Raw genomic sequence first — 23,127 nt, forward strand, 5'->3', positions numbered from 1 at the left:
GGAGCAGTATGCAGTTGAAGAAGGTTGCCGCGGCCTTCGGTGCGTGCGCGGCGATGGCATCTGGATTGGTATTCGGTAGCGGTTCCGTAACGGCGGCTCCGGGATGCCCGAGCCTGTACGTGGTGGCGATCCCGGGTACGTGGGAGACCGGTCACGACAAGACTCCGCACCCCGGCATGCTCTCCGGCGTCACCAACGGTCTGCCCGCCTCGGTGGACGTCGACTACGTGACCTATGCCGCGACCGCCTTCCCGTGGGAGGGCGACGTCTACGGCGCGTCGAAGAAGGAAGCCACCGACAACGCCCGCGGCATGGTCGGTGCGATGGCGGCGCGCTGCGGCGCCACCAAGATCGCGCTGGTCGGCTACAGCCAGGGCGCGGATGCCGCCGGTGACCTCGCGGCCGAGATCGGCACCGGCCACGGTGTCGTCCCGCCGGACCGGATCGCCGGCGTCGGCCTGATCTCCGATCCGCGCCGTTCGCCCACCGATGTGCAGGTCGGCCCGCCTGCCGCGGGCGCGGGTGCCGGTGGTCCCCGGGTCGGCGGATTCGGGTGGGTCAGCGACCGCACCCGGACCATCTGCGCCACGGACGATCTCTACTGCGCCACAGCGTCCGACGACTTCGTGACCCGGTTCGCCGGCTTCCTGGCCCAGAGCTCGGACCCGAACCCGGCGAACGTCTGGCGCTACCAGCTCGAGGCCGGCGCCATCATGAACGACCTGATGGCGCGTGGCGGTGTGCCGCTGTTGCAGTCGCAGCTCACCGATTCCGCGAATGAGGCGCGGGCCAAGGAACTGGAGCAGTTCTACATGTCGCAGGCCCACACGGTCTACGGCAGCTACTCGGTGGGCGGCGGCCAGACCGCCATCTCCTGGATGCACAACTGGATCGCGGGCATGGCCTGATCTTTCGGTCGAATAACAGCGAAGGCCCCCTCACCGTGGTGAGAGGGCCTTCCCTATTGGTGCTTAGTAGTTTATCCCGAGCCGGTCGGCGGCAGGAGCCGGTGGAAATCAGGGACGTCGGGGCCCCGGTGGTCGCCCTGGTCATGGCGCGGCCCGTTGTCATCCCGGCCATCCCGGCCATCCCCACGCGGGTGTCCATCGTTGTCGTTACCTTGTGGCCAGAAACCGTCCGATACCGACTGGAGCTGGATGGTGTTGGACGTGTCCGGGGTCTGGGCGGACGCGGTGACCGCCAGAGTGGCGAGCGGAACAGTGACCAACATGCCGGCCACCGCCACACGGGCCATGCGACGCCTGAACGGAGTCGATGTCTTGGGGAGCAACACGGAATTCCCTTCTCTCGAACCGTGAGTCGCGGTGTAGCGGCTCACCGGTTCCATAGAAGGCCCCGTCACTGGGACTGTGGTGCGATCCGCCTGGCAAGTGTCTGTGAGTGGCCGGGAGACGCAGACCAGTCGCTCAGGCTGGTGGAGCGATGTTGCGCGGCAATAGATCCCAGACGTGCCCGTTCTCATTGATAGTGGCCGCGGTGCGGTGGCCGGTGCGGGAGTACAGAATTCGGGTAATCGAGCAGTAGTCGATCGGGAAGGTCAGCGGTCGCCGCAGCTCGAGCACCTCCTGCAGGAGCACATTGATCACGCCGCCGTGCGCGAAAACCACCACCGTATCAGCGGGATCGGTGGCCGCGACGATCTCGATGGCGGTGTAGCGGACCCTGGGGATGAAGGCGTCGGCGTCGATCTGCTCGGGTAGGTAGCCCGCCTTGATCCGCTCGTAGGCGTCGCGGAACTCGACCTTGGCGTCCTCGATCGGAATGTAGGCGGGCAGGTCACGATCGTATTCCGCCAGATCATCCATGATTTCGACGTCGAGACCCAGCTTGGTCGCGGTCGGTGCGGCCGTCTCGCGCGCCCGCCGCTGCGGACTGCTCACCACCCGGCTGATCCGATGATGGCTCAGCGCCGCGGGCACCCGCTCGGCCTGCTCGCGTCCGACGGCGGCCAGTTCGGGATCGGCGGGGCTGTCGGTGTTCAGCACGCGACGTGGCTGGGCGTGACGCACGAGAATCAACTGCACACAGCCCACTCTGCCGTATCGTCGGCGCCCGCTCTCGGCAGGGCGGGGCGGTGAAACCCCGGCCCGCCTATGGCGGCGCGCACGCCGTGCTCGCCACGCTGTCGGCGAGCAAGATCGAGCATCTGCTGGCGCACGGCACCGCGCCCGCGCTGACGCGGATTCCACCTCGCGTTCTGGGTGGGAGCCGCACTGGTTGTCGCCGCACTGGTTGTCGCCGCACTGGTTGTCGCCGCGCTGGTGGTGGCGGTGGTCGTGCTGAAGTCGGTGCCGCCGAACCGGCACGGTCACGGAAGCGACGGCGCCGCAGCCGATCTCGACGACGAGCAGTTGCTCGACGCCGAAGTGACCGCCGAGCGCACCGCGCTGTAGTACCTACCGCCTGAGTACCTACCGCCTGAGTAGTCCGAAGACATGAAACGGCCCGGTTCGCGACCTGCGAACCGGGCCGTTCGTATCGATACGTACTACTGGCCGTATGGCGGCGGCTGGTTGGGCGGCTACTGCTTGTTGCGGTTGACCAGCTTGTAGATGCCGAAGATGATCAGCGCGACTACGAGCAGACAGCAAATGCCGCCGATGATGAGGCCGGCGCCCCCGCGACGGCTCTTTTTCTTGGCCTCGTAGTCCAACGCCGCGGTCCACACGTCCGGACTCGCCCACACGTGGGTGTCCAGCAGGCTCGCGTTCGTCAGCAGTTCAAGATGCATATTCGATCCCCATCTCGTGTCTCGGACTCCTCCATCGAGTGAACAAGGGTAACTGTCCGATTCGTCCGATGTGAAGCCTTCGCGGTGTCGACCGAACATCTATCGAACCCCGATCAGCGCGGCTTCACGATCAGCGCGGTTTCACCAGCGGGAAGGGCAGCGTCTCGCGGATGCTGCGCCCGGTGATCAGCATGACGATTCGATCCACACCCATCCCCAATCCGCCGGTTGGGGGCATCGCGTGCTCGAGCGCCTGCAGGAAGTCCTCGTCGAGTTCCATCGCCTCCGGATCGCCGTTGGCCGCCAGCATCGACTGCTCGGTGAGCCTGCGGCGCTGCTCGATCGGATCGGTGAGTTCGCTGTATGCGGTGCCGAGCTCGACGCCCCATGCAACCAGGTCCCAGCGCTCGGTGACACCTGGAATGCTGCGATGCGCCCTGGTCAGCGGCGATACCGAGGTGGGGAAGTTGATGTAGAAGGTCGGCTCCTCGGTGCGAGACTCCACCAGGTGCTCGTACATTTCCAGCACCACCTGCCCGGCGTCCCAGCCGTGCTGGTAGGGCACGTGCGCCTTGTCGCACAGCTCTCGCAGTTGCTCCAGGTCGGTTTCCGGCGTGATCTCCGTGCCGAGCGCCTCGGATACCGCACCGTGCACGGTCTTCACCGGCCATTGGCCGGAGATGTCCACCTGCTCGACCGAGCCGTCCGGCTTGGGCCGCATCGCCACCATCGCACCATTGGCCGCCATGGCGGCGTTCTGGATGAGCTGACGGCTGACGTGCATCATCCGCTCGTAGTCGCTGTGCGCTTCGTACGCCTCGAGAATGGTGAATTCCGGATTGTGGCTGAAGTCCACACCCTCGTTGCGGAAGGTGCGGCCAAGTTCGAACACCTTCTCCATGCCGCCGACGCACAGCCGCTTGAGATACAGCTCGGGCGCGATCCGCAGGTAGAGATCGAGGTCGTAGGCGCTGATGTGGGTGAGGAACGGAGTGGCGTTGGCGCCGCCGTGCACCTGCTGCAGGATCGGGGTCTCCACCTCGAGATATCCCCAGGTGGTCAACGTGTCGCGCAGCGAGCGCAGCACCGCGCTGCGTTTGGCCAACACCTCGCGGGTCTCGGGGTTGATCGCCATATCGACGTAGCGCTGGCGCACCTTCGCCTCGGGATCGGACAGCCCCTTCCACTTATCCGGCAACGGATGCAGGCACTTGCCGATCATCCGCCAGTCCGCGGCGAGTAGCGAGAGTTCGCCGCGGCGGCTGCGCCCGATCTGACCGCTGACCTCGATCAGGTCACCGAGGTCGAAGAATTCGGTGAATTCGGCGCTGTGTTCGGCGCCGACCCGGTCGCGGTCGATCACCAGCTGGATGTCGTCGGTCCAGTCCCGGACCACCGCGAAGATCACCCCGCCGTAGTCGCGGATGCGCAGCAGCCTGCCGCACACCCGGACGGTGGTGCCGCGCGGGGAGTGGCGAGCGTCGGCGACGGTGTGGGTCGGCGGATAGGCCACGGGATAGGCCTCGACACCGGCGTCGGTGAGCCGGGCCAGCTTGTCCATCCGCACCCGCACCTGCTCGGGGCGCCGGTGCTGCCGTTCGGCGGTCACGGTGTCGGTCGGATCCGGCGGGCTGCCGTCGTCGTGCAGCCCGGTCAGCGTCGGCGGTACCGCGCTGTAGGCACCGGTGTGGATCGCGGTATCGGGTTCCTTGCCGAATCGCGGCAGGAAGCCCTCGGCCAGTGCACTGGCCACCGCGACCCGCGGCAGCTGCCTGCGCTCCTCGAACAGGAAGAACCGGGGCACCCAGTGCGGCTGGTACTTCACATTCGACCGGTACAGCGCCTCCAGCTGCCACCATCGCGAAAAGAACAGCAGCACACCGCGCCACAGCCGCAGGACCGGCCCGGCGCCGATGCGCCCGCCCTCCTCGAACACCGACCGGAACACGGCGAAGTTGAGCGACACCTTCGTGATGCCCTGCTGCTCGGAGGTCAGCGCCAACTGGGAGATCATCAATTCCATGACCCCGTTGGGGCCCTTGGGATCTCGGCGCATCAGCTCCAGCGACGCGCCGGTGTGACCCCACGGGACCAACGAGAGCATGCCGAGCACGCGACCCTGACCGTTGACCGCCTCCACCAACAGACAGTCACCGTCGAGCGAATCGCCGAGCCGGCCGAGCGCCATCGAGAATCCGCGCTCGGTCTCGGTGTCGCGCCAGGCGTCCGCGCGGGCGATCACCTGCGCCATCTCCTCGCGCGGGATCTCGCGCTGCCTGCGGATCCGCACCGTGATGCCGTTCTTGCGCAACCGGTTCGCGGCCTGGCGGACCTGCTTCAGCTCGGGTCCGGCCAACGAGAACGTCCGGGTATCGAGGATGGCCTCGTCGCCGAGGCGCAGCGCGGAAAGCCCGGCCCGCCGGTAGGCAGTGGCGCCGATCTCGCTGGCGCCCATGACCGCCGGCGCCCAGCCGAATTGGTCGGCCAGCCGCAGCCACGCGTCGATCGCCTGCGGCCACGCCTCCCTGATCCCGACCGGGTCCCCGCTGGCGAGGCAGACGCCGAGTTCAACGCGATAGGTGACCGCCGCCTTGCCGCTCGGTGCGAACACCACCGCCTTGTCGCGCCGGGTGGCGAAGTAGCCGAGCGAATCCTCCACGTCGGAGCGTTCCACAAGTCCACGGATCGCGGATTCGTCGGTCCCGGTCATCGCGTTGGCCGCGCGCTGCGAACGCAGCAGGATGACCACGGCGGCCAACAGTGCGATCGCGCCGAACAGGCCGAGCAGGAAATTCACGAACGGGCGTGGGTGGCCGTCGAAGTGTTCGTTGTCGACCAGCACCGCCGCGGTCACGCGATAGATCGCCCAGGCGGGCCGCTGCGCCCCCTTCGGCAGCGAGCCCGGGAGCAGCTCCACCAGGCCCCAGCCGAGCAGGCAGCCGACCGCCAGACCGCTGAGCAGCACACCCAACGCCTTGAGGCCCGCGCCGCGGCGCACCTTGGTGTAGAACTCGCGCCATGCGGCGATCAGCACGCCGATCGCGACGAGGTGCACCCCCATCGCCACCAGGGCATTGATATCGCCGGAGTTGGTGAAGTCGACGATATTCGACAGCGTGTACAGGGCGAGATAGCCGATGAGCAGCCACCAGGCGATGCGTTTCCGACTGGCCAGCGCACCAGCCAGCAGGCCGACGACGAGCGCCCACATCAGGTTCGTGTCCGGTGTGTCGAAGTAGTAGGCGTCGACATAGTGGCGTGGCACATGTGTCACATAGCGCAGCCCCGGCGAAAGACTCCACAGGAAACACAGCACGGCGAACACGCCGAGGACCATGCCCGCGATGTGCGGGACCTCCCTGAACCGTCCGTGTCCGCGGTGCGGGACGGGTGGGATCGGTCTGTCTACGGGTGGTTCGGTGTCCGTGTGGTGCCCGGTGTGCGTGGAAGTCACAGAACCAGTGTGTACGGTGCCGCCGTCTCGGTGCTCCAAGACCGCCCGGGCATGTCGGTTCCGGGCGCGTCGGGCATGCGTGTCAGTCTTCACGATGGGGGTTGGCGTTTCGTGCGGCACACTCGCAGGGTAAGGATGTATCCATGTCCGATCCAGTCGATGTGCCGATCGATGACGACGTCATTCGACTCGGCCAGTTCCTCAAGCTGGCCAACCTGATCGAATCCGGCTCGGAGGCCAAGACGGTTATCGCCTCCGGGTTGGTCCGGGTGAACGACGAGGTGGAGCTACGGCGCGGCCGCCAGTTGCACCCCGGCGACGTGGTTACCATCGCAGGTCACCGGGCACGCGTAGCAGGGGTTTGACCATTCGCTCGGTCAATCCTCGGCGCGGACCACGACACCGTCGTGGTCGCTGTAGAGCATGTCACCGGGGGTGAAGGTGATGCCGCCGAACTCGACGGGGACATCGTGCTCGCCCGAACCGGTCTGGGTGCTCGTGCGCGGGTTGGTGCCCAGCGCCTTGAGCCCGATCTCCATGGTGCGCAGGATCGCCGAGTCGCGCACGGCGCCGTTGACGATGACCCCCGCCCAGCCATTGGCCACGCCGCGTCCTGCGATGATGTCGCCGACCAACGCGGTGTGCACGCTCGCGCCGCCGTCGACGACGAGCACACCGCCGTTGCCCGGTTCACTCAGCGTTTGCTTGACTAGCAGGTTGTCCTGGAAGCAGCGAATTGTGGTGATCCGCCCGGAGAAGGTCAGGTGGCCGCCGAACTGGATGAACTGCGTGTCGCAGCTACGAATCTCGGGGCCGATTTCGTCGGCCAGATCAGCGGTGGCAACTTTCTTCGATTCGGTCACTGTGTCAGCTTAAAAGATGATCGAAGGGATTTCGGGCAGGCGTATACCCGGTGTGGGCTCGATCGCTATCGGTGCCCGTACCGCATCTCGTAGAGCTCCCGATCGTGTTCGGTGAACTTGGTGTGGTCGACCAGTTCCGGGTTCAAACCGTGCTGGACCAGCCGGAAGCGACGCCATACATAGCTGAGCGCCACCGTGAAGATGACCATCGGAACGATCATCATCACGATGATGCCGATCTTGAGCGGCATCGGGCCCGGGAAAAGCAGTACCAGGGCGAAGAACGGGATGCTCGGTCCGAGAAACCGGACGAGATAGCGGTCCATGGCCCCGTGTCCCACGAGGTCGCGGATAACCCACTCGTGTAGCTCCTCGGGGAGCTCGCGGCCCAGATCATAGGCGATCCGCTGCCTTAATGTGGGGGTATTCATATCTATAGGCTATGCCTGTGGTATAAATCACCGCCAGCCTCGACTGAGTGGGAATCAGCAAACTTCAGGCGCGACCGTGGCGGCGTTCGTAGGCCTCCCGCTCGGCCGCGCCGCGGCGCCTGGCATCCGAATCCGCGAGGGCCGGATCGAGGCCGTGCTTGACCAGACGGCTGCGCCGGTACACATACATCAGCGCCACCGTGAAATAGATCAGCGGCAGATACAGCAGCGCCATCATCGCAAGGCCTATCCATTTCGGGCCAGGCACCAGCAGTAGCAGCAGGAGGACCGGTGTGACCGGGAGCAGAAACCGCATGAGATAGCGGCGCGCCGCGCCCGGACCGGTCAGATCGTTGAGCACCCACTCCGACATCGCCTCCGGCAGCGTGCGTCCGAAGACATAGCCGATCCGCTGCGCGAAAGTCGGTGTGGTGCGTTCAGCCATATACCCAGCTTCCTCGGTGTGGAGCCGGTCGGACAAGTCGCCGGTGCTCAGCTCTGGTCATGAAGTGACTGTAACTGCGGGTTGGCTGACCGGCCTGCTCACGCTGTGACGGCCAGGGTGGCCGCCAACCCGAACGCCAGCGCCATCACAATTACCTCCAGCACCGCCCGTCGCAGCGACGCGTCGGCGTTCATCCGATGGTCCGCGGCGCGCTGCACCCAGGTCCGCCGCCACCACCAGCCCAGGGCCAGCAAGCCAAGCAGCACAAGGGTTTTCGCGAGCAGGATGCGGCCGTAGCCGGTAGTGACGAACGGCGTCAACCCGCCGAGGCGCACCAGTCCGTTGACGAGTCCGGTGCTCGCCACCGTCGCGATCAGCGGCGGTGCCAGAGCGGAATAGCGGGGTAGTGCCGCTGCCCATTCGCCGCGGGTGCGCACCACCAGCGCCAGCGCGACCAGCAACCCGAACCAAGCCGCCGCCGCCAGCGCGTGCACCGCGCCGAGCACCGAACCGAACGGTTGCTGCGACATGTGCCCGGTGATCGGCCGCAGCGCCAGCGCCACCGCCGTGAAGACCAGCACCAGATCGGTGGACGCGGTGTCGGGTCGCCGGAAGGCCAGCGCCGAATAGCAGGCGACCGCACCGGTGCCGACCAGGATGGCGATACCGACCTGCCCGCCGCTGACGTCGACAAGATAGGCGCCGAACCGGCCCCCATCCAGCCGACTCATCGAAACGCCGACGACTGCGGCGGCCTCGAAGGCGAGCACCGCGAACTCCGCGGCGCACCAGATCCCGGCCAGCACGGCCAGCAGCCGCCACGGTGGCCGCAGCCGCGCATACAGACGCGGCAACGCGGCCAGGCCGAGCACCGTCGCACCGGTGCCGTCCGCGATCACCCGGACGCCGCCCTCTGTCGGCATCGGCACCGGGATGTCCAGCGCCCAGGCGATCGCCACCCCGAGCAGGCCGGCCGGGACGACCAGCAGCAGCGCCCGCGCGTCCCGGCCGCCGGTCGTCGTACCGCTCACTGTTGTTTCCGACTCCTGCCGCCGAACAGGGCGAACGCGAGGCCGCCGCCGAACAGCACTACCGCACCGACGATGAACACCCACAACGGAATTCCGTTGGAGCCGCCGTCATCGCCGGAGCCGTTCTGGGCGCCGGGCTTGGGACCGGGCGTGCCCGTGCCCGCTTTGGTGAGGGTGAACGTCCGCTCACCCTTGACCGGATGTCCGTCGGCGGAGGTCACCCGGTATCCGATCCGGTAGACGCCGACCGGCCCCAGCTCGCCGACATCGACGCTGACGGTCGCCCCGTCGACGGTCGGCGTGCCCTTGGACCACAGATTGCCGTCCGGCCCGACCAGGGTGAGTGCCGGGAAGCTCGTCTGCAGCGCTTCGTTGAAGGTGATGCTGACGCGTCCGGGGCTGACATCGACGCTGGATCCGTCCGCGGGCACGCTGCCGACCGGCGACGAGTGCGCGGCGGCGGTACCGGCCGCCGCGAGGCCGAAGCCGGTGAACAGTAGACCCGCGACGAGCGCGGTGAGCAGGCGTCGCGTCGAGTGGCCGGTCACGAGCGCCGCGCCCGGATCACATTGCCGACGCCGAGCGCGACGCCGAGTAGGCCGAGCGCGAGGCCGATGCCGCCGAGCCAGCGGGCGGTGTTGTCGTCGGCCTCGTCGGTCGCGTGATTTGAGGCGCCAGTGGCCGACCCGTGATTGTGGCCGCCGTCTTTGCCTGCCGCCGCGAGGGTGAGCATCGGTGCCGGGTGCTCCGGCTCCGATCCGTCGCTGCCCATCGGCTGATCCCAGCTGACGATCTTGCCGTCGCTGTAGGTCTGCTTGGCCGGGAAACCGACGTTCCCCTGGGTCGGCAGCGGGCCGACCGAAATTGCGAACCGCTGGAACTGGCCGGGCCCGACACCGGGGGCGCCGGGGTCGGCGGTCCAGGTGACGGCGGTGGCCTCCGACTTGTCGTTGTGATCCACCTTGGCCGTCCACCCGGCGATGGGTTCGGTACGCGCACTCTTCAGGTTGGGGAGGGTGACGGTGAGTGCCGTGGTACCGGCGGTCTCCGATTCGGTCGGCACTTGGAAGGTGACCACCGAATATCCGCCCTGCGCAGCGCCGGGTGCATCGGCGGTGACGTGTGCGGCGGCGGTGCCAGCGGTGAGCAGGACCAGGCCCGCCGCGGCAACGGACGTGCAGGAGGCACGCGAAATGAAACTACACATGGGATGAAACACTTTCTGTCCGAAAGGAATTGGTGCGAGCGGTTCAGGCGGGCACCGGTGGCGCGCGCGGACCGATCGCGCGGTTCGGATGAAAGCGGCAGCCCCGCAGGCCGCGATCGGACCAACGGGCCGCGCCGGTGATTCGAGGGCGGCCGGGCTCGGCAAGGACCGCTCGGATCACGCTGGAGGCCATGGCATAGAGCCGTTCGGCCAGCAGAATCAGCGCGGCGCCGCCGAGCGTCGCGATGAAGTGCGCGGCCAGCATTCCATCGGCGGGCAGCGCGGCGGCCGACAGATGCGCGAGAGCGCCTGCGCCCGAATTGTGGCCGTGGCCGAGCAATCCGGACAGTGCGCAGTGGCCGGCGAGTTGTCCGGCCGCGAGAAAGCCGAGCAGGCCCGCGGGACCGCGCGCGAGAGACAACGTGGCCGCCGCGTACCCCGCCACCGCCGCGACGAGCAGCACCAGCGCCGCCTCCGTCGAGGTCGGATAACAACCGCCCGCCGCGCCGTGCGCGGCCACGGCGAATGCGCCGACCATGACGCCGACCAGGCAGCCACGGAGGCCGATGCTCGGTCTCGGGCGCATCGCGATCGCTGAGGTCAGTTCACGCCGAGGCGCGCCAGGACATCCGCCTCGATCCCGGACAACTCGTTCGAGATCGACGCGTGCACGGCGCGACGGCGCGGTGCCGGCATCTGCTCCGCGGTCCGCACGGCGGCGGTCAGGCTGCCGAGCCGATCCTTCGTGGCGGCGACGAATGCCTTGCCATCGGCGCCCTTGCTGTCGCCGATCTTGCCAAGTGCCCCTTCGGTATTGGTGATACGGGCCTGCAGCCGAGCGCCGTGGCCACTGAAATCGCCGAGTTGTTCGATGCCGATGCCCAACTGATGGGCCCGGCGGCTATCGATCCGGCCGCGAATGAAGGTCGCGCCACGGTAGGCCAGCGGTGCAAGGACGGGCACGAGCACGCGAGCCACCCCGAGGTACTTGCGCACCTGGCCCGCGCTGAACGGATCACGCTCGGCCTTCGCGGCCAGCTTCAGTGCGGCCTTCTCTTCGGCCTGCAGTGTGGAGATCTGTGCCTTGGCGACCTTGCGCTGGGTGCGGGCCTCCGCGCGGCGGGCCTTGCGATCGTTCTTGGCGCCGAGTTTGGCCTCCATCGCGGCCTTGTGCTTGAGTGCCTTCGCCTCGGCCCTGCGGCTCGGCCGCCGCTTGCGCTTCGTGAACAACCCCATCGAAGGCCCTCCGTCATGCTGGTTTGCCATGGCAGTACGACGTCGGGGAACGCCCGTCCGCCCATGTCACACGGTTTGTCGCTACCCTATACGGTGACATTTTGCACCGCCTGCGGCGCTGCGTGTTCGCGGCCCCGAATGCGAGCCGAACGCGAACGTCGCTCGTAAGACAAGCGCTGGGCGGGGGAGTCGGCGTCAAATCTGCTGTTGCCTGTGATGCACGTTGTGTCATGCGGTTCACCGTGTTGTCGGGGGTAGGGACCATACTGCATACGTGTATTCGGGCATCGGCGACCGCGACGGTCGCAATCACGAGGGCCGCAATCGGGACGGCACAGCCGACGATCGGCCTACGGACGTGCGCGATGCGCGCCGCGCTTTCGTCGATGCCAGGGCGCTGATCGGGTGCCGTCATCGCTTGCATCTCAACGCGGCTCATCCGGAAATGTTGACCGGCGTGGTGGAGGATGCCGGGATCCGGCAGCGCCGGGAGGCCGCCTCTGCGCACCGGACCCAGGTGCGTGATGCGCTGATCGCCGCGGATCCGGACGGCTGGTTGGTGATCGACTCGACACTGCGCGCGGGGGAGCGTGCCGAGGTGACGCTGCGCGCGTGTGCGGCGGGCACACAACACATTTGGGGCGGATTGCTGCCGCAGGAGCCCGACACCGGCAGGCGCGGCGGCTCCGAAATCCTCCTGCGCGACCGCGACAGGGGCGGCTACATCCCGGTGATCGTGGTCAATCACAAGGTGACCGACCCGCGGCAGCCGGAACCGGCCGACTTCCATCCGACTACTTCGGATCTGTATCACTGGGATCCGCAACCCGATCCGCATCGCAAGCTGCGCCAGCAGCCGCGCGACCAGCAGCGGCTCGTCCATCTCTATCGCATGCTGCAGCGCCACGGTCTGGCGAGTCCGGCGCTGCTCGGCGGGGTGATCGGGTATCACGTCGACCGGATCCTGGTGCACGATCTCGGCCCGCTGCTCGCCGATTACGACAGGCGCTACGCCGATCGGATCGCCGTGGTGCGCGGCGAGCTTCCCACCGTTCCTTCGAAAGTGCCGGAGTGCAGGCAGTGCCCATGGTGGACCCGCGGCGACGCAGGGGAGGGGAGCGAAAACGGTCTCAGCTGCGAGGGCTGGTTGATCGAACATCGCGATGTGAGCCTGGTGGCGCCCGGTTCGCGCGCCGAGGTGCTGCGCGGGCACGGCGTGGAGACCATCGACGATCTGGCGGCCTGGGTCGGCGACGATCCGGAGGACTGGCAGCACGGACCGTTCGGCGAGGCCGTGGTCACCGCGCGGGCATGGCTGGCCGGTGCGCCGCTGGTCCGCCGGGTCGACAAGGTGTGGGTGCGCCGCGCGGACGTCGAGGTGGATGTCGACCTGGAGAGCTACCAGGAATACGGCGCCTACCTGTGGGGCACGCTGCTCGACGGGCAGTACCGCCCGTTCGTCACCTGGGATCCACTGCCTACCGAGGACGAGGGCCGCTCCTTCGTCGAGTTCTGGACCTGGTTGATGACCGTGCGGGCCGAGGCCATGGCGGCCGGGAAGACCTTTGCCGCCTACTGCTATTCGCGTACCGCCGAGGACAAGTGGCTGTATGAGTCGGCGCGCCGGTTCGCGGGCCGTCCCGGGGTGCCGACGGTCGAACAGGTGCGCGCGTTCGTGGACGGCCCGCAGTGGGTGGATATGTTCCAGGCCGTGTCCGACCAGTTCATCTGCCCGAACGGCAAGGGGCTCAAGAAGATCGCGCCGGTGGCGGGTTTCGCCTGGCGCGATCCCGAGGCAGGCGGCGAGGCGTCGATGAGCTGGTATCGCCGCGCCGTCGGTTACGAGGACGAGCCGGACCTGGGCCAGCGCACGCGATTGCTCCAGTACAACGAGGACGATGTGCGCGCCACCATGGTGTTGCGCGAGTGGATGCACCCGCGTGAACCCGTGCGGCATTGCGCGGACCTGGAGGTTCCTGCCCTCGCCGATTTCGGGCGTCGTACTATCGCGACGTGACAGAGCATGTCGAACAACTCGAGTTCCAGGCAGAAACCCATCAGCTGCTCGAGCTGATGATCCACTCGGTCTACTCCAACAAGGACACCTTCCTGCGGGAGCTGATCTCGAACGCTTCCGACGCGCTGGACAAGTTGCGGCTGGAGTCCTACAGGGACAAGGATCTGCACGTTGACACGTCCGACCTGCGCATCGAGCTGGCGGTCGACAACGACAACCGGATCCTGACCGTCCGTGACAACGGCATCGGTATGTCCCGCGCCGAGGTCGTCGATCTGATCGGCACCCTCGCCAGATCCGGCACCGCGGAGCTGCGCAAGAAACTGAACGAGGCCAAAGGTGCCGCGGCCGCCATAGAAGATCCGGCGGAACTGATCGGCCAGTTCGGTATCGGCTTCTATTCGACCTTCATGGTCGCCGACAAGGTCACCCTGACCACCCGCAAGGCCGGCGAGACCGAGGGCACCCGCTGGGAGTCCACCGGCCAGTCCACCTACACCATCGAAACCCTCGACGAGGCGCCCCAGGGCACCACGGTGGCGCTGCACCTCAAGCCTGCCGACGAGGACGACCACCTTTTCGATTACACCCAGGAGTGGAAGCTCCGCGAGATCGTCAAGAAGTACTCCGACTTCATCGCCTGGCCGATCCGCATGCAGGTCGAGCGGACGATCAAGGACGACAGCGGAGAAGAAGGCGGCGAAGCCAAGACCTCAGAGAAGACGATTCTCGAGGACCAGACCCTCAACTCCATGAAGGCGCTGTGGACCCGCCCCAAGAGCGATGTCAGCGACGAGGAGTACAAGGAGTTCTACAAGCACGTCAGCCACGGCTGGGACGATCCGCTGGAGATCATCCCGATGAAGGCCGAGGGCACCTTCGAATACCAAGCGCTGCTGTTCATTCCGTCGCATGCGCCGTTCGACCTGTTCACCCGCGAGCACAAGCGCGGTGTGCAGCTCTATGTCAAGCGGGTGTTCATCATGGACAACTGCGAAGAGCTGATGCCGGAGTACCTGCGCTTCGTCAAGGGCGTGGTGGACGCACAGGACCTGTCGCTCAACGTTTCTCGCGAAATCCTGCAGCAGGACCGGCAGATCCAGATGATCCGCAAGCGCTTGGTCAAGAAGGTGCTGTCCACGGTCAAGGACCTGCAGGGCGCCGAGGACCAGGAGAAATACCAGACCTTCTGGAAGGAATTCGGCCGCGTCCTCAAGGAGGGCCTGCTCTCGGACACCGACAACCGCGACACCATCCTGCGGGTCTCGTCGTTCGCCTCCACCGAGTCCGACACCGAGCTCACCACCTTGGCTCAGTACGTCGAGCGGATGAAGGATGGCCAGGACGCGATCTACTACATGACCGGTGAGACCCGCCAGCAGGTCGAAAGCTCGCCGCACATGGAGGCTTTCAAGGCCAAGGACCTCGAGGTGCTGATCCTCACCGACCCGGTCGACGAGATGTGGGTCGGTTCGGTGCCGGAGTTCGATGGCAAATTGTTCCAGTCCGTCGCCAAGGGCGAGGTCGACCTGGAATCCGAGGAGGAGAAGAAGGCCTCCGAGGCGCTGCGCGAACAGCAGGACAAGGACTTCGCCGAGGTGCTGACCTGGCTTGGCAAGACTCTCGACGCCAGCGTCAAGGAGGTGCGCCTGACCAACCGGCTCACCACCTCCCCGGCCTGCCTGGTTGGTGACGTCTTCGATTTCACTCCGATGCTCGAGCGCATGTACCGCGCCTCGGGGCAGCTGGTGCCGGAGACCAAGCGGATTCTCGAGCTCAACCCGACCCACCCGCTGGTCACCGGCCTGCGCGATGCCTACGACACGCGCAAGGACGACGCCGACGAAGGCAAGGTTCCCGAGCTCACCGAGACCGCCGAACTGCTGTACGGCACAGCGGTTCTGGCCGAAGGCGGCGAGCTGAAGGACCCCGCGCGTTTCGCGCACATCCTCACCGATCGGCTCACCCGGACGCTCTGACGCCGCACCGACCGAAGGCCACCCTGCCGGTGGCCTTCGGTCGCGGACGAATCGTGCGGCAGCTGGTTACCTTCGCGCAGAGCGATATTCGCGCAGGTTCGTGGGTTTCGAGTGACGGCTTTAGCCTTGGGCGAATCGAAAGGACTGCTCTCACATGTCAGGAAACCCGCTTGCCGACACCGAACCGTGGGATCTCGTGGCCGACGGTTACGCTGAATTCGCGCCCGCGATCATGGAGCCCTTCTCCGCACACGCGCTCGAACTGGCCGCATTGTCCGCGGATTCGCACGTGGTCGACGTCGCCGCCGGCCCGGGTACGCTCAGCCTGCTCGCCGCCGAGCAGGTAGCGCAGGTGCAGGCCATCGACTTCTCCGGCCCGATGATCGAACGGCTCACCGATGCCGCGAAGGTTGCGGGACAGGACAATATCGAGGCGCGGGTGGGGGACGGGCAGGCGCTGCCCTTCAAGAATGACCGATTCGACGCCGGTTTCTCGATGTTCGGGCTGATGTTCTTTCCGGAACGGGCCAGGGGATTCGCCGAATTGTTCCGGGTGCTCCGGCCCGGCGGTATCGCCATTGTGTCGAGCTGGGCGTCGGTGGCGGAATCGCCGCTCATGCGAATGATGTTCGGCGCCTTCGCCGCCGCCGACCCGAGCATCCAAGAGCCGGAGCCCAATTTCCTCAGTCTGGAGAATCCGGAGATCTTCGCGACCGAGCTGCGGCGGGCGGGTTTCGCGGGCGTCTCGATTCAGCGGCACTCCACCACGTGCTCCTTCGACAGCGCCGAGGAAATGTGGGAGACCATGGTCCGCAGCAGCGCACCGCTGGTCTTGATGCGGCGAACCGTCGGCGAGCAGGTGTGGGACGAACGCTCGGCTTCGATGAAGGCGTACCTCGAAGAGAACTACCGGCCGAACCGGCCACTGTCCACGACCGCCTTCCTCGGCATCGGTCACAAGCCGCAAGCCTGAAAACGACACTGCGCGTGGCTCTTCGGATGAAGAACCACGCGTAGTCGTCGTGCGGGGGGTTTAGCGCGGCGCCATGCGCAGCGCGCCATCCATGCGGATGGTCTCGCCGTTGAGGTAGTCGTGCTCGATGATGTACTGCGAGAGCTGCGCGTACTCGTCCGGGCGGCCGAGGCGGGACGGGAACGGGACGCTGGCCTCGAGGCCCTTGCGGTACTCCTCGGTGACACCGGCGAGCATCGGGGTGTCGATGATGCCGGGGGCGATGGTGTTCACGCGGATGCCGAACTGGGCCAGGTCACGCGCGGCCGGAACGGTCATGCCGTGTACGCCGCCCTTGGAGGCCGAGTACGCGATCTGGCCGATCTGGCCCTCGAACGCGGCGACCGAGGCGGTGTTGATGATGACGCCGCGCTGGCCGTACTCGTCGACGGTGTCGGTCTTGGCGATGGCGTCGGCGGCCAGGCGCATGACGTTGAAGGTGCCGAGCAGGTTCACGGTGATGACGGTGCGGAACAGCTCCAGGTCGTGCGGGCCGTTCTTGGACAGGATGCGGCCGGCCCAGCCGACACCGGCGCAGTTCACCACGATGCGCAGCGGCACGCCGGACTCGGCGACCGCGGCGACTGCGGCGGAAACCTCGTCGTTGCTGGTGACGTCGGCCGGAATCAGGGTGACACCCGCCGGCACGTTGTCGCCTGCGCGCTCGATCGATTGCGGCACGTCAAGGCCGAAGACGGTGGCACCCAGATCGGCGAAACGCTTGGCAGTGGCAGCGCCGAGGCCGGATGCGCCTCCGGTGACAATGGCGGCGGAACCCGAAATCTCCACGATGGTCCTCTCGTTCGTGACAGCCAGTTGGCCCTTCGTCAATTGCACCCTAGCCAATGCGCCGTGAGAGCCGGATCACGGCACCCTCTCATCCCTGATGCCGCTGAAAAGTATTTGCGAACATTTGTGTTCATCGGTGGTAGCGTCGCAGACATGAACGTGTTTTCCCCGGCGCCCGTGGCCGGTCGGCGGATCTTGATCACCGGAGCGGCGCGGGGTATCGGGGCGGCGCTGGCTCGGCAGCTACATGCGAGCGGGGCGCAGGTGGCGCTACTGGGGCTGGAGGCCGATCTGCTTGCCGAGGTGGCGCGCGAATGTGGTGACGCGCCATGGCGTTACTGCGATGTCGGGGACGCCGCGCAGGTGGAGCGGGTGGTGACCACGCTGGTCAGTGAGCTCGGCGGACTGGATGTGGTGGTGGCCAATGCAGGGGTGGCCCGCCAGCTGGCGCTGCTCGGCGGCGATCCGGCGGTGATGGAGGAAACCCTCGCGGTGAATGTGCTCGGCGTCTACTACACGCTGCGCGCCGCGGGGCCGCACATCTGTCATCCGGACGGATACGCGCTGATCGTCTCGTCGCTTGCGGCCGCGGTGAACCTGCCGCTGGCCGGCGCCTACAGCGCGTCGAAGGCCGCGGCGGAGGCTCTGGGCAACACGCTGCGCAACGAGGTCAAGCACACCGGCGCCAAAGTTGGCATCGCTTACTTCGCCGAACTCGACACCGATATGACCACGCGCGGCTTCGGTACCGCGGCCGCCAGAGCCATCCTTGGCCGCTCCACGGTTTCCGGCGTCGCCCCGCTGGGTCCAGCGATCGACGCCGTCGAGCGGGCCATCCGCCGTCGCAAGCGTGAGGTCGTTTCGCCCTGGTGGGTGGCGGTGGCGCTGCCATTGCGGCCGATCGCCCAGCGCGTCATCGACATCGCGTTGCGTCGTGGCGTCGCGCAGGCACTCGACATCGCCCGCACCGAAGAGGCACCCTTCACCACTGATCAACCGGCCCGGCCGAGCAGAATGGAGCGGCCCGCCTAGCGCGCCAGAACAACCTGCCCCACCGAACACCGGAGTCACCGAATGACCGAACCCAGCACCGCACGACAACTCCCTCGGGGCCGCCACGGCCTGCCGAGGGAGCAGGTGATCGCCTCGCAGCGCGAGCGGATCCTGCATGCGATGGCCGAGGCGATGGCCGAAAACGGTTATGTCGGAACGTCGGTCGCGTCGGTCCTGAAGCGTGCGGGAGTGTCGCGGGAAACCTTCTACGAGCAGTTCCGTTCCAAGGAAGACTGTTTCGAGGCGGCCTACGAGCGGGCGTTCGAACTGTTGCTGTCCCGTATCGCGGAAGCGGCGGCGCCGCAAGCTGATTCGGACGAACCCGGGCAGGGTGGATCGGCCGAACCCGATCCCGACCGGATGGGCCGCATCCTCGGCGCCTACCTCGACGGCCTCGCTGAACAGCCCGCCTACGCCAGGCTGTTCCTCGTCGAGGTCTATGCGGTGGGCACCAAGGCGGTGGCGCGGCGTGCGCTGCTGCAGGAGTCGTTCGTGGCATTGATCGCCGACGTGCTCGGCGCGCGCAACGAGCAGCAGCGCTTCGCCTGTCAGACCCTGGCGGCCGCGGTCAGCGCGATGGTCACGGCTCGAATTGCGGCCGATGATCTGGACGGACTTCGTGGGCTGCGGGAACCGCTGCTGGATCTGGTCCGTCGCAGTGGTGATCTGTACGGGACGGCGATGCTGCAACAGGGCGGCGTGCGCGCGTGAACAGCAGCACCACAACTCCGGCCAGCGCTGGTACGAGCGTGGTAAGCCCCGCCACGGCAAATCCGCTCATGCCGGGTGCGACCGTCGAGAGCAGCGTCGCGGACCCGAAGTAGAGGAACAGCAGCCCGGAGCAGATCCCGATGACACGTTCGGGCAGATGCTTGCCGACGACGATTCCCGCCGCTATAGCGAGCCCGCCCGCAGCGACCATGCCGATGACCGATCCGATCCACACTCCCAACCAGTTGTTCTTGGCCGCGAGCGCGGTGGTGGCGAACATGGTCCGGTCGCCGAGTTCGGCCAGCAGGAAGGCCGACACCACCACGAAAAAGGCTCCACTGGGCTTCTGACCATGCGCGGCAGGTTCGGCCTCTTGCTCCGACACGTCGGCAGGACTTGGAAGCGGGACGGTCTCGCGCAATGTCCACAGTCCGACCGCGATCAGGATGGCTGCGGCGCAGAGGGCGATGACGTCGGTCGGCAGCGCCGCCCCGAGGAAATGTCCGACGGCCACCGCGATCAGATTGACCGCGATGCTCGCGGCTGTGATGCCACCGAGCACCACCCACCAGCGGTAGCGCAGCGAGAAGGTCAGGGCCATGAGTTGCGATTTGTCGCCCAGTTCGGCGAGGAACAATGCGCCGAAACTCAGCAATATCGTGGCGATCATGTGTACTCCCGGGTCTTCGGCCTGCCGGCCGGGAGATCGGGGTACGTCTCCGGCCGACAACGAATAGGTTGTCCAGGCCGAAGGTCTCGCCCACCGGACCGATGCCGGTTCGCACAGCCGGACCCGCGGCGCCGTGTGGCCGCAAGTCAGTATGTCGACTGCATGATTGCGGGCTACTCCCCTTCGTCGCTGTCGACTGTACCCCGGCTGCCGTGGGTATGCCAAGTTCTTGCTTCGCCAAATCGCAATGCGCACAATAAGTTTGGCGATCCGCGTAGCGTGTTTCGGGTGCCCTTACGCAGCAAGCAGCATAGCCAGAACCGCAGTGTCGGGATCACTGATCGGGTCTAGTCCCACCCGGCTGATCAGCGAGGTGACCGTGCCGTCGGACTCGGTCTCGGCCCACGCCGCCCGATGTTCCAGCCCCAGATGCGGGACCCCGGGCAGCAGCACACACCCGGACGCGGCGCCGGTGCATTCCGGCAGCGAAGGGCGTGTTTCCGAGGGCGGATGCAGCATCAACAGCGCGGCGGGCACATGATCGGCAAACCGACCGGGCGCCAGCGCCTCCGCGCCGAGCACCGTGCCCTCGGCCAGCACCAACCCCACCGTGCCCGGCTGCGGGTCATCCGGCAGCTCCTCGCGCACACCGAATACGGTCGAAGTGGCAAGCAGCCCCGGCATGGTCGCGACGCGCACCGCGAGCACAAGTACCTGCGCCCATTCCTTGGTGGTGTCCGGCCAACGGCCGGAGATGACAAACCCTCGCAGCGATCCGCGGGCTTGGAACGGCGTGATGCCGATCGGTCCATTTGTGTGCATGGTGCCTCCCGTCATGGAACCGGGGGCGGCGTTGCCCGTCCTCGTACTGTGGATTCCCGAGAATGGCCCACGAATCACCTGGCACACAAGTACCAAAGAGTGCTAACCGGACAAACGAACGAGCCCGCAGACGAATCACACAGTCCACGGGCTGGTCAAGCTCTTGCCCCACGCCGAACCGACATTGATCTACGGCCCGGGCGTGTCCAAGGCATCCCGCTGGTCGCCACTGTCGGTTGCCACCGCAATATCTCGGTGCACCACAGCTTTCGAGCGAAGCGAGATCGAGCACTAAAGTTCGCGGCCCGGCTCGCGTCCGAGTGGCCGAAGCGCATGCGACGAAGTCGCGAGTCTCGGCCACTCGGACGCGAGCCATCAAGGGGCCGCGAACACGCAGCGCCGCAGGCGCTGCCAATCAACTCAGCCGAAGATCAGGCCCTTGGCCTGGCCGACGGCGCGGGCGAAGCGCTCCTGCGCGTCTTCCCAGTTGACGACGTTCCAGAACGCGGTGACGTAGTCCGCCTTGACGTTCTTGTACTGCAGGTAGAAGGCGTGCTCCCACATGTCGACCTGCAGCAACGGGATGATGCCGAGCGGCACGTTGGCCTGCTGGTCGTAGAGCTGGAAGGTCAGCAGCTTCTGGCCGAGGGTGTCGTAGCCGAGCACGGCCCAGCCGGAGCCCTGCAGACCGTTGGCCGCAGCGGTGAACTGCGCGCGGAACTTGTCGAACGACCCGAACTGGTCGTCGATGGCCGCGGCCAGTTCGCCGACCGGCTTGTCGCCACCGTTGGGGGAAAGGTTCTTCCACCAGATGGAGTGGTTGACGTGGCCGCCCAGGTGGAAGGCCAGGTTCTTCTCGTTCAGGAAGATGGCGGCGTGATCGCCGGCCTCGCGCGCGGCGTCGAGCTTCGCCAGCGCCGAGTTGGCGCCCGCGACGTAAGCGGCATGGTGCTTCGAATGGTGGATCTCGTTGATCTGCCCGGAGATGTGGGGCTCCAGGGCGCTGTAGTCGTAATCCAGATCTGGCAGCGTGTACTCAGCCACGATGTCCCTTCCTAAATGTCGGGCCGTGTGCGCCCGGGGTATCGAGCACACCAACCATCATTCGTACCACCCGCTCCGTTGCAACCGGGCTCTGTGCCCCCACATTCCTTGGGGGACTTGCTGTTGTGCTCTGCCGCCGACGTGACGACTGATTTCGTGAGCACATCGGAACCGAGCCTAAGCCGTACGGCTCTCGACTCGTATGACGTGAAGGCCCCGGAGCGGCGGACTAGTATCGAATCATGTCGTGGTACGACGAACTAGTAGGGCGTGTCCGTCTTTCGGAGCCGGCTATGGTGACGGCCGAGCAGGCCCTGCCCGGCCGTTCCGAACCGATTCTGGTGCCGGATACCCATTATGTGAACGAGCACCCCATCCGTCCGCCGTTTCCGGATGGCATGCAGGTCGCGGTGGTGGCGATGGGCTGTTTCTGGGGTGCCGAGAAAGAGTTCTGGCAGATCGACGGCGTCTACACGACCGCGGTTGGGTACGTGGGCGGCTTCACGCCGAACCCGACCTATGAGGAAGTCTGTAGCGGCCGGACCGGGCACACCGAGTCCGTACTCATCGTCTTCGATCCCGAGGTCATCGACTACGCCGGTGTGCTGCGGCATTTCTGGGAGAACCACGATCCGACCCAGGGCATGCGGCAGGGCAACGACCGTGGAACCCAATATCGCTCAGCCATTTTCACGCTGAGTCCGGAGCAGGCGGAGATCGCGCACGCCACCGCGAAGGCATACGGTGAGCGGCTGGCGGCGGCCGGTTTCGGCGAGATCACCACAGAGATCGCCGAGCTGCCCGACCTGTCGGCCTTCTACTACGCCGAGGCCTACCACCAGCAGTACCTGGCCAAGAACCCCGGCGGTTACTGCCCGGTGCACGCCACCGGCGTGAGCTGCCCGGTCGGTCTGGGCGCCTGACCTCCTGAAACGAAATACCGCACATCCGGTGGATCGGATGTGCGGTATTTAATATTTACTGCTGCGGGTTCGCGGACTAGAGCGGCGGCACGATGCCGGGGCGCATGGTCTGTGGATCGCCCGCGTCGTGGGCGTTCCACCAGCGCACCCCGCCACCGATAAAATCGGACAGCGGGATCTCACGACCGCTCGAATCGTGGATGACCATGCCATCGAACCACACGCGCACGTCCAGCTCGCGCGGGTCGATGCCCTCCTCCTGGGAGAACTCCAGCACGTGCGCGGAGATGTGGTCATCGATCTTGGTGTCGAAGCTCAGCAGCTCGCCCCACAGCGCCCAGCCGCTGTCGTTCACGTCGATGAATTCCCAGCCGTGTAGCCGTCCGCCGCCGAAACTGCGGATCGCCTTGTCCAGGCCATCCAGCTGCAACGGCAGCACCTCGGCCGCGACGTCGTCCCAGCGCTGGATGCGCATCGAGGCGGCGACTCGGCCGACGCCGGTGAAAGTCAGCCGAACCCGATAGTCCTCGGGCGCCGGTCCGTCGGGTGGAAGCGTCAATACCGCCAGTTCCAGACTCAGCCGACCGACCGCCTGGTCCACCTGCAACCCGAGGCAGGTGGCCTCGGACAGCGCGGTGTTGAGCCCAGCAGTGTCCATTCCGTCGAGTAGGCCCCTGCTCACGTTCAT

At 66.6% G+C, this 23,127-nt stretch carries 24 protein-coding genes and 1 pseudogene; 9 read left to right on the top strand and 16 right to left on the bottom strand.

What is annotated here, in order from left to right; translation table 11 throughout:
* The first annotated feature begins 8 nt into the window (after positions 1-8).
* Complete coding sequence (locus ACV7NQ_RS16765) at positions 9-908, top strand: cutinase family protein (RefSeq protein ID WP_463360520.1); 900 nt, start codon at positions 9-11, stop codon at positions 906-908.
* A gap of 519 nt (positions 909-1,427) precedes the next feature.
* On the opposite strand, the gene ACV7NQ_RS16770 is transcribed toward ACV7NQ_RS16765, so the two are convergent.
* Positions 1,428-2,045 (bottom strand): histidine phosphatase family protein, encoded by a 618-nt coding sequence (locus tag ACV7NQ_RS16770; RefSeq protein WP_463360521.1) that lies wholly within the window; start codon positions 2,043-2,045, stop codon positions 1,428-1,430.
* 177 nt (positions 2,046-2,222) lie between these two features.
* Here ACV7NQ_RS16770 and ACV7NQ_RS16775 point away from each other — a divergent pair, with 177 nt between their 5' ends.
* Positions 2,223-2,414, top strand: a complete 192-nt coding sequence (locus ACV7NQ_RS16775; protein WP_463360522.1) for a hypothetical protein — start codon at positions 2,223-2,225, stop codon at positions 2,412-2,414.
* Between the two features lie 128 nt (positions 2,415-2,542).
* On the opposite strand, the gene ACV7NQ_RS16780 is transcribed toward ACV7NQ_RS16775, so the two are convergent.
* Both ACV7NQ_RS16780 and lysX read right to left on the bottom strand, forming a co-directional pair.
* Positions 2,543-2,752, bottom strand: a complete 210-nt coding sequence (locus tag ACV7NQ_RS16780; protein WP_463360523.1) for a hypothetical protein — start codon at positions 2,750-2,752, stop codon at positions 2,543-2,545.
* Positions 2,753-2,882: 130 nt separating this feature from the next.
* On the bottom strand, positions 2,883-6,206 hold the full coding sequence (gene lysX, locus ACV7NQ_RS16785) for a bifunctional lysylphosphatidylglycerol synthetase/lysine--tRNA ligase LysX (RefSeq protein ID WP_463360524.1): 3,324 nt from the start codon (positions 6,204-6,206) through the stop codon (positions 2,883-2,885).
* A 143-nt stretch (positions 6,207-6,349) separates the two neighbouring features.
* Between lysX and ACV7NQ_RS16790 the strand changes: the two genes are divergently transcribed.
* On the top strand, positions 6,350-6,571 hold the full coding sequence (locus ACV7NQ_RS16790; RefSeq protein WP_463360525.1) for an RNA-binding S4 domain-containing protein: 222 nt from the start codon (positions 6,350-6,352) through the stop codon (positions 6,569-6,571).
* A 12-nt stretch (positions 6,572-6,583) separates the two neighbouring features.
* Here the strand turns inward: ACV7NQ_RS16790 and rraA are convergent, their stop codons facing one another.
* The 8 genes from rraA to ACV7NQ_RS16830 form a co-directional block, all read right to left on the bottom strand.
* Positions 6,584-7,069 (bottom strand): ribonuclease E activity regulator RraA, encoded by a 486-nt coding sequence (gene rraA / locus ACV7NQ_RS16795; RefSeq protein WP_463360526.1) that lies wholly within the window; start codon positions 7,067-7,069, stop codon positions 6,584-6,586.
* Between the two features lie 65 nt (positions 7,070-7,134).
* Complete coding sequence (locus ACV7NQ_RS16800; RefSeq protein ID WP_463360527.1) at positions 7,135-7,500, bottom strand: DUF5313 family protein; 366 nt, start codon at positions 7,498-7,500, stop codon at positions 7,135-7,137.
* Positions 7,501-7,564: 64 nt separating this feature from the next.
* Complete coding sequence (locus tag ACV7NQ_RS16805) at positions 7,565-7,945, bottom strand: DUF5313 family protein (RefSeq protein WP_463360528.1); 381 nt, start codon at positions 7,943-7,945, stop codon at positions 7,565-7,567.
* Between the two features lie 98 nt (positions 7,946-8,043).
* Positions 8,044-8,976: a CopD family protein gene (locus ACV7NQ_RS16810; RefSeq protein ID WP_463360529.1), complete on the bottom strand. Its 933-nt coding sequence runs from the start codon at positions 8,974-8,976 to the stop codon at positions 8,044-8,046.
* Positions 8,973-9,524, bottom strand: a complete 552-nt coding sequence (locus ACV7NQ_RS16815; RefSeq protein ID WP_463360530.1) for a copper resistance CopC family protein — start codon at positions 9,522-9,524, stop codon at positions 8,973-8,975. The genes ACV7NQ_RS16810 and ACV7NQ_RS16815 overlap by 4 nt, the downstream gene beginning before the upstream one ends.
* A complete protein-coding gene (locus ACV7NQ_RS16820) occupies positions 9,521-10,183 on the bottom strand; it encodes a YcnI family copper-binding membrane protein (protein ID WP_463360531.1) in 663 nt (220 codons plus the stop codon). The genes ACV7NQ_RS16815 and ACV7NQ_RS16820 overlap by 4 nt, the downstream gene beginning before the upstream one ends.
* A 43-nt stretch (positions 10,184-10,226) precedes the next feature.
* A complete protein-coding gene (locus ACV7NQ_RS16825; protein WP_463360532.1) occupies positions 10,227-10,769 on the bottom strand; it encodes a hypothetical protein in 543 nt (180 codons plus the stop codon).
* A 14-nt stretch (positions 10,770-10,783) separates the two neighbouring features.
* Entirely contained in the window at positions 10,784-11,419 is a 636-nt protein-coding gene (locus ACV7NQ_RS16830; protein ID WP_463360533.1) for a DUF6474 family protein, read from the bottom strand.
* A 358-nt stretch (positions 11,420-11,777) separates the two neighbouring features.
* Between ACV7NQ_RS16830 and ACV7NQ_RS16835 the strand changes: the two genes are divergently transcribed.
* The 3 genes from ACV7NQ_RS16835 (at position 11,778) to ACV7NQ_RS16845 (ending at position 16,388) form a co-directional block, all read left to right on the top strand.
* Positions 11,778-13,436: a TM0106 family RecB-like putative nuclease gene (locus ACV7NQ_RS16835; RefSeq protein ID WP_463365700.1), complete on the top strand. Its 1,659-nt coding sequence runs from the start codon at positions 11,778-11,780 to the stop codon at positions 13,434-13,436.
* Entirely contained in the window at positions 13,433-15,415 is a 1,983-nt protein-coding gene (gene htpG / locus ACV7NQ_RS16840; RefSeq protein WP_463360534.1) for a molecular chaperone HtpG, read from the top strand. The genes ACV7NQ_RS16835 and htpG overlap by 4 nt, the downstream gene beginning before the upstream one ends.
* A 154-nt stretch (positions 15,416-15,569) precedes the next feature.
* Positions 15,570-16,388, top strand: coding sequence for a class I SAM-dependent methyltransferase (locus tag ACV7NQ_RS16845; protein ID WP_463360535.1), 819 nt, complete (start codon positions 15,570-15,572; stop codon positions 16,386-16,388).
* A gap of 60 nt (positions 16,389-16,448) precedes the next feature.
* Here ACV7NQ_RS16845 and ACV7NQ_RS16850 read toward each other — a convergent pair whose 3' ends face one another.
* Entirely contained in the window at positions 16,449-17,216 is a 768-nt protein-coding gene (locus ACV7NQ_RS16850; RefSeq protein WP_463360536.1) for an SDR family NAD(P)-dependent oxidoreductase, read from the bottom strand.
* A 153-nt stretch (positions 17,217-17,369) separates the two neighbouring features.
* Between ACV7NQ_RS16850 and ACV7NQ_RS16855 the strand changes: the two genes are divergently transcribed.
* Together ACV7NQ_RS16855 and ACV7NQ_RS16860 are read left to right on the top strand one after the other, a co-directional pair.
* Positions 17,370-18,248, top strand: a complete 879-nt coding sequence (locus ACV7NQ_RS16855; RefSeq protein ID WP_463360537.1) for an SDR family NAD(P)-dependent oxidoreductase — start codon at positions 17,370-17,372, stop codon at positions 18,246-18,248.
* 141 nt (positions 18,249-18,389) lie between these two features.
* Positions 18,390-18,506, top strand: a pseudogene (locus ACV7NQ_RS16860) (TetR/AcrR family transcriptional regulator); the annotation flags it as partial.
* Between the two features lie 343 nt (positions 18,507-18,849).
* Here the strand turns inward: ACV7NQ_RS16860 and ACV7NQ_RS16865 are convergent.
* From ACV7NQ_RS16865 to ACV7NQ_RS16875, 3 genes are all read right to left on the bottom strand, one after another.
* Positions 18,850-19,650, bottom strand: coding sequence for a TMEM165/GDT1 family protein (locus ACV7NQ_RS16865; RefSeq protein WP_463360538.1), 801 nt, complete (start codon positions 19,648-19,650; stop codon positions 18,850-18,852).
* 294 nt (positions 19,651-19,944) lie between these two features.
* On the bottom strand, positions 19,945-20,472 hold the full coding sequence (locus ACV7NQ_RS16870) for a peptidase (RefSeq protein WP_463360539.1): 528 nt from the start codon (positions 20,470-20,472) through the stop codon (positions 19,945-19,947).
* A 420-nt stretch (positions 20,473-20,892) separates the two neighbouring features.
* Complete coding sequence (locus tag ACV7NQ_RS16875; protein WP_463360540.1) at positions 20,893-21,516, bottom strand: superoxide dismutase; 624 nt, start codon at positions 21,514-21,516, stop codon at positions 20,893-20,895.
* Positions 21,517-21,758: 242 nt separating this feature from the next.
* Between ACV7NQ_RS16875 and msrA the strand changes: the two genes are divergently transcribed.
* On the top strand, positions 21,759-22,439 hold the full coding sequence (gene msrA / locus ACV7NQ_RS16880; RefSeq protein WP_463360541.1) for a peptide-methionine (S)-S-oxide reductase MsrA: 681 nt from the start codon (positions 21,759-21,761) through the stop codon (positions 22,437-22,439).
* A gap of 76 nt (positions 22,440-22,515) precedes the next feature.
* On the opposite strand, the gene ACV7NQ_RS16885 is transcribed toward msrA, so the two are convergent.
* Positions 22,516-23,127 carry a hypothetical protein gene (locus tag ACV7NQ_RS16885; RefSeq protein ID WP_463360542.1) on the bottom strand — a complete coding sequence of 204 codons (612 nt, stop codon included), beginning with the start codon at positions 23,125-23,127 and terminating at the stop codon, positions 22,516-22,518.

It is taken from the genome of Nocardia sp. Tas62D01 (assembly GCF_055232035.1).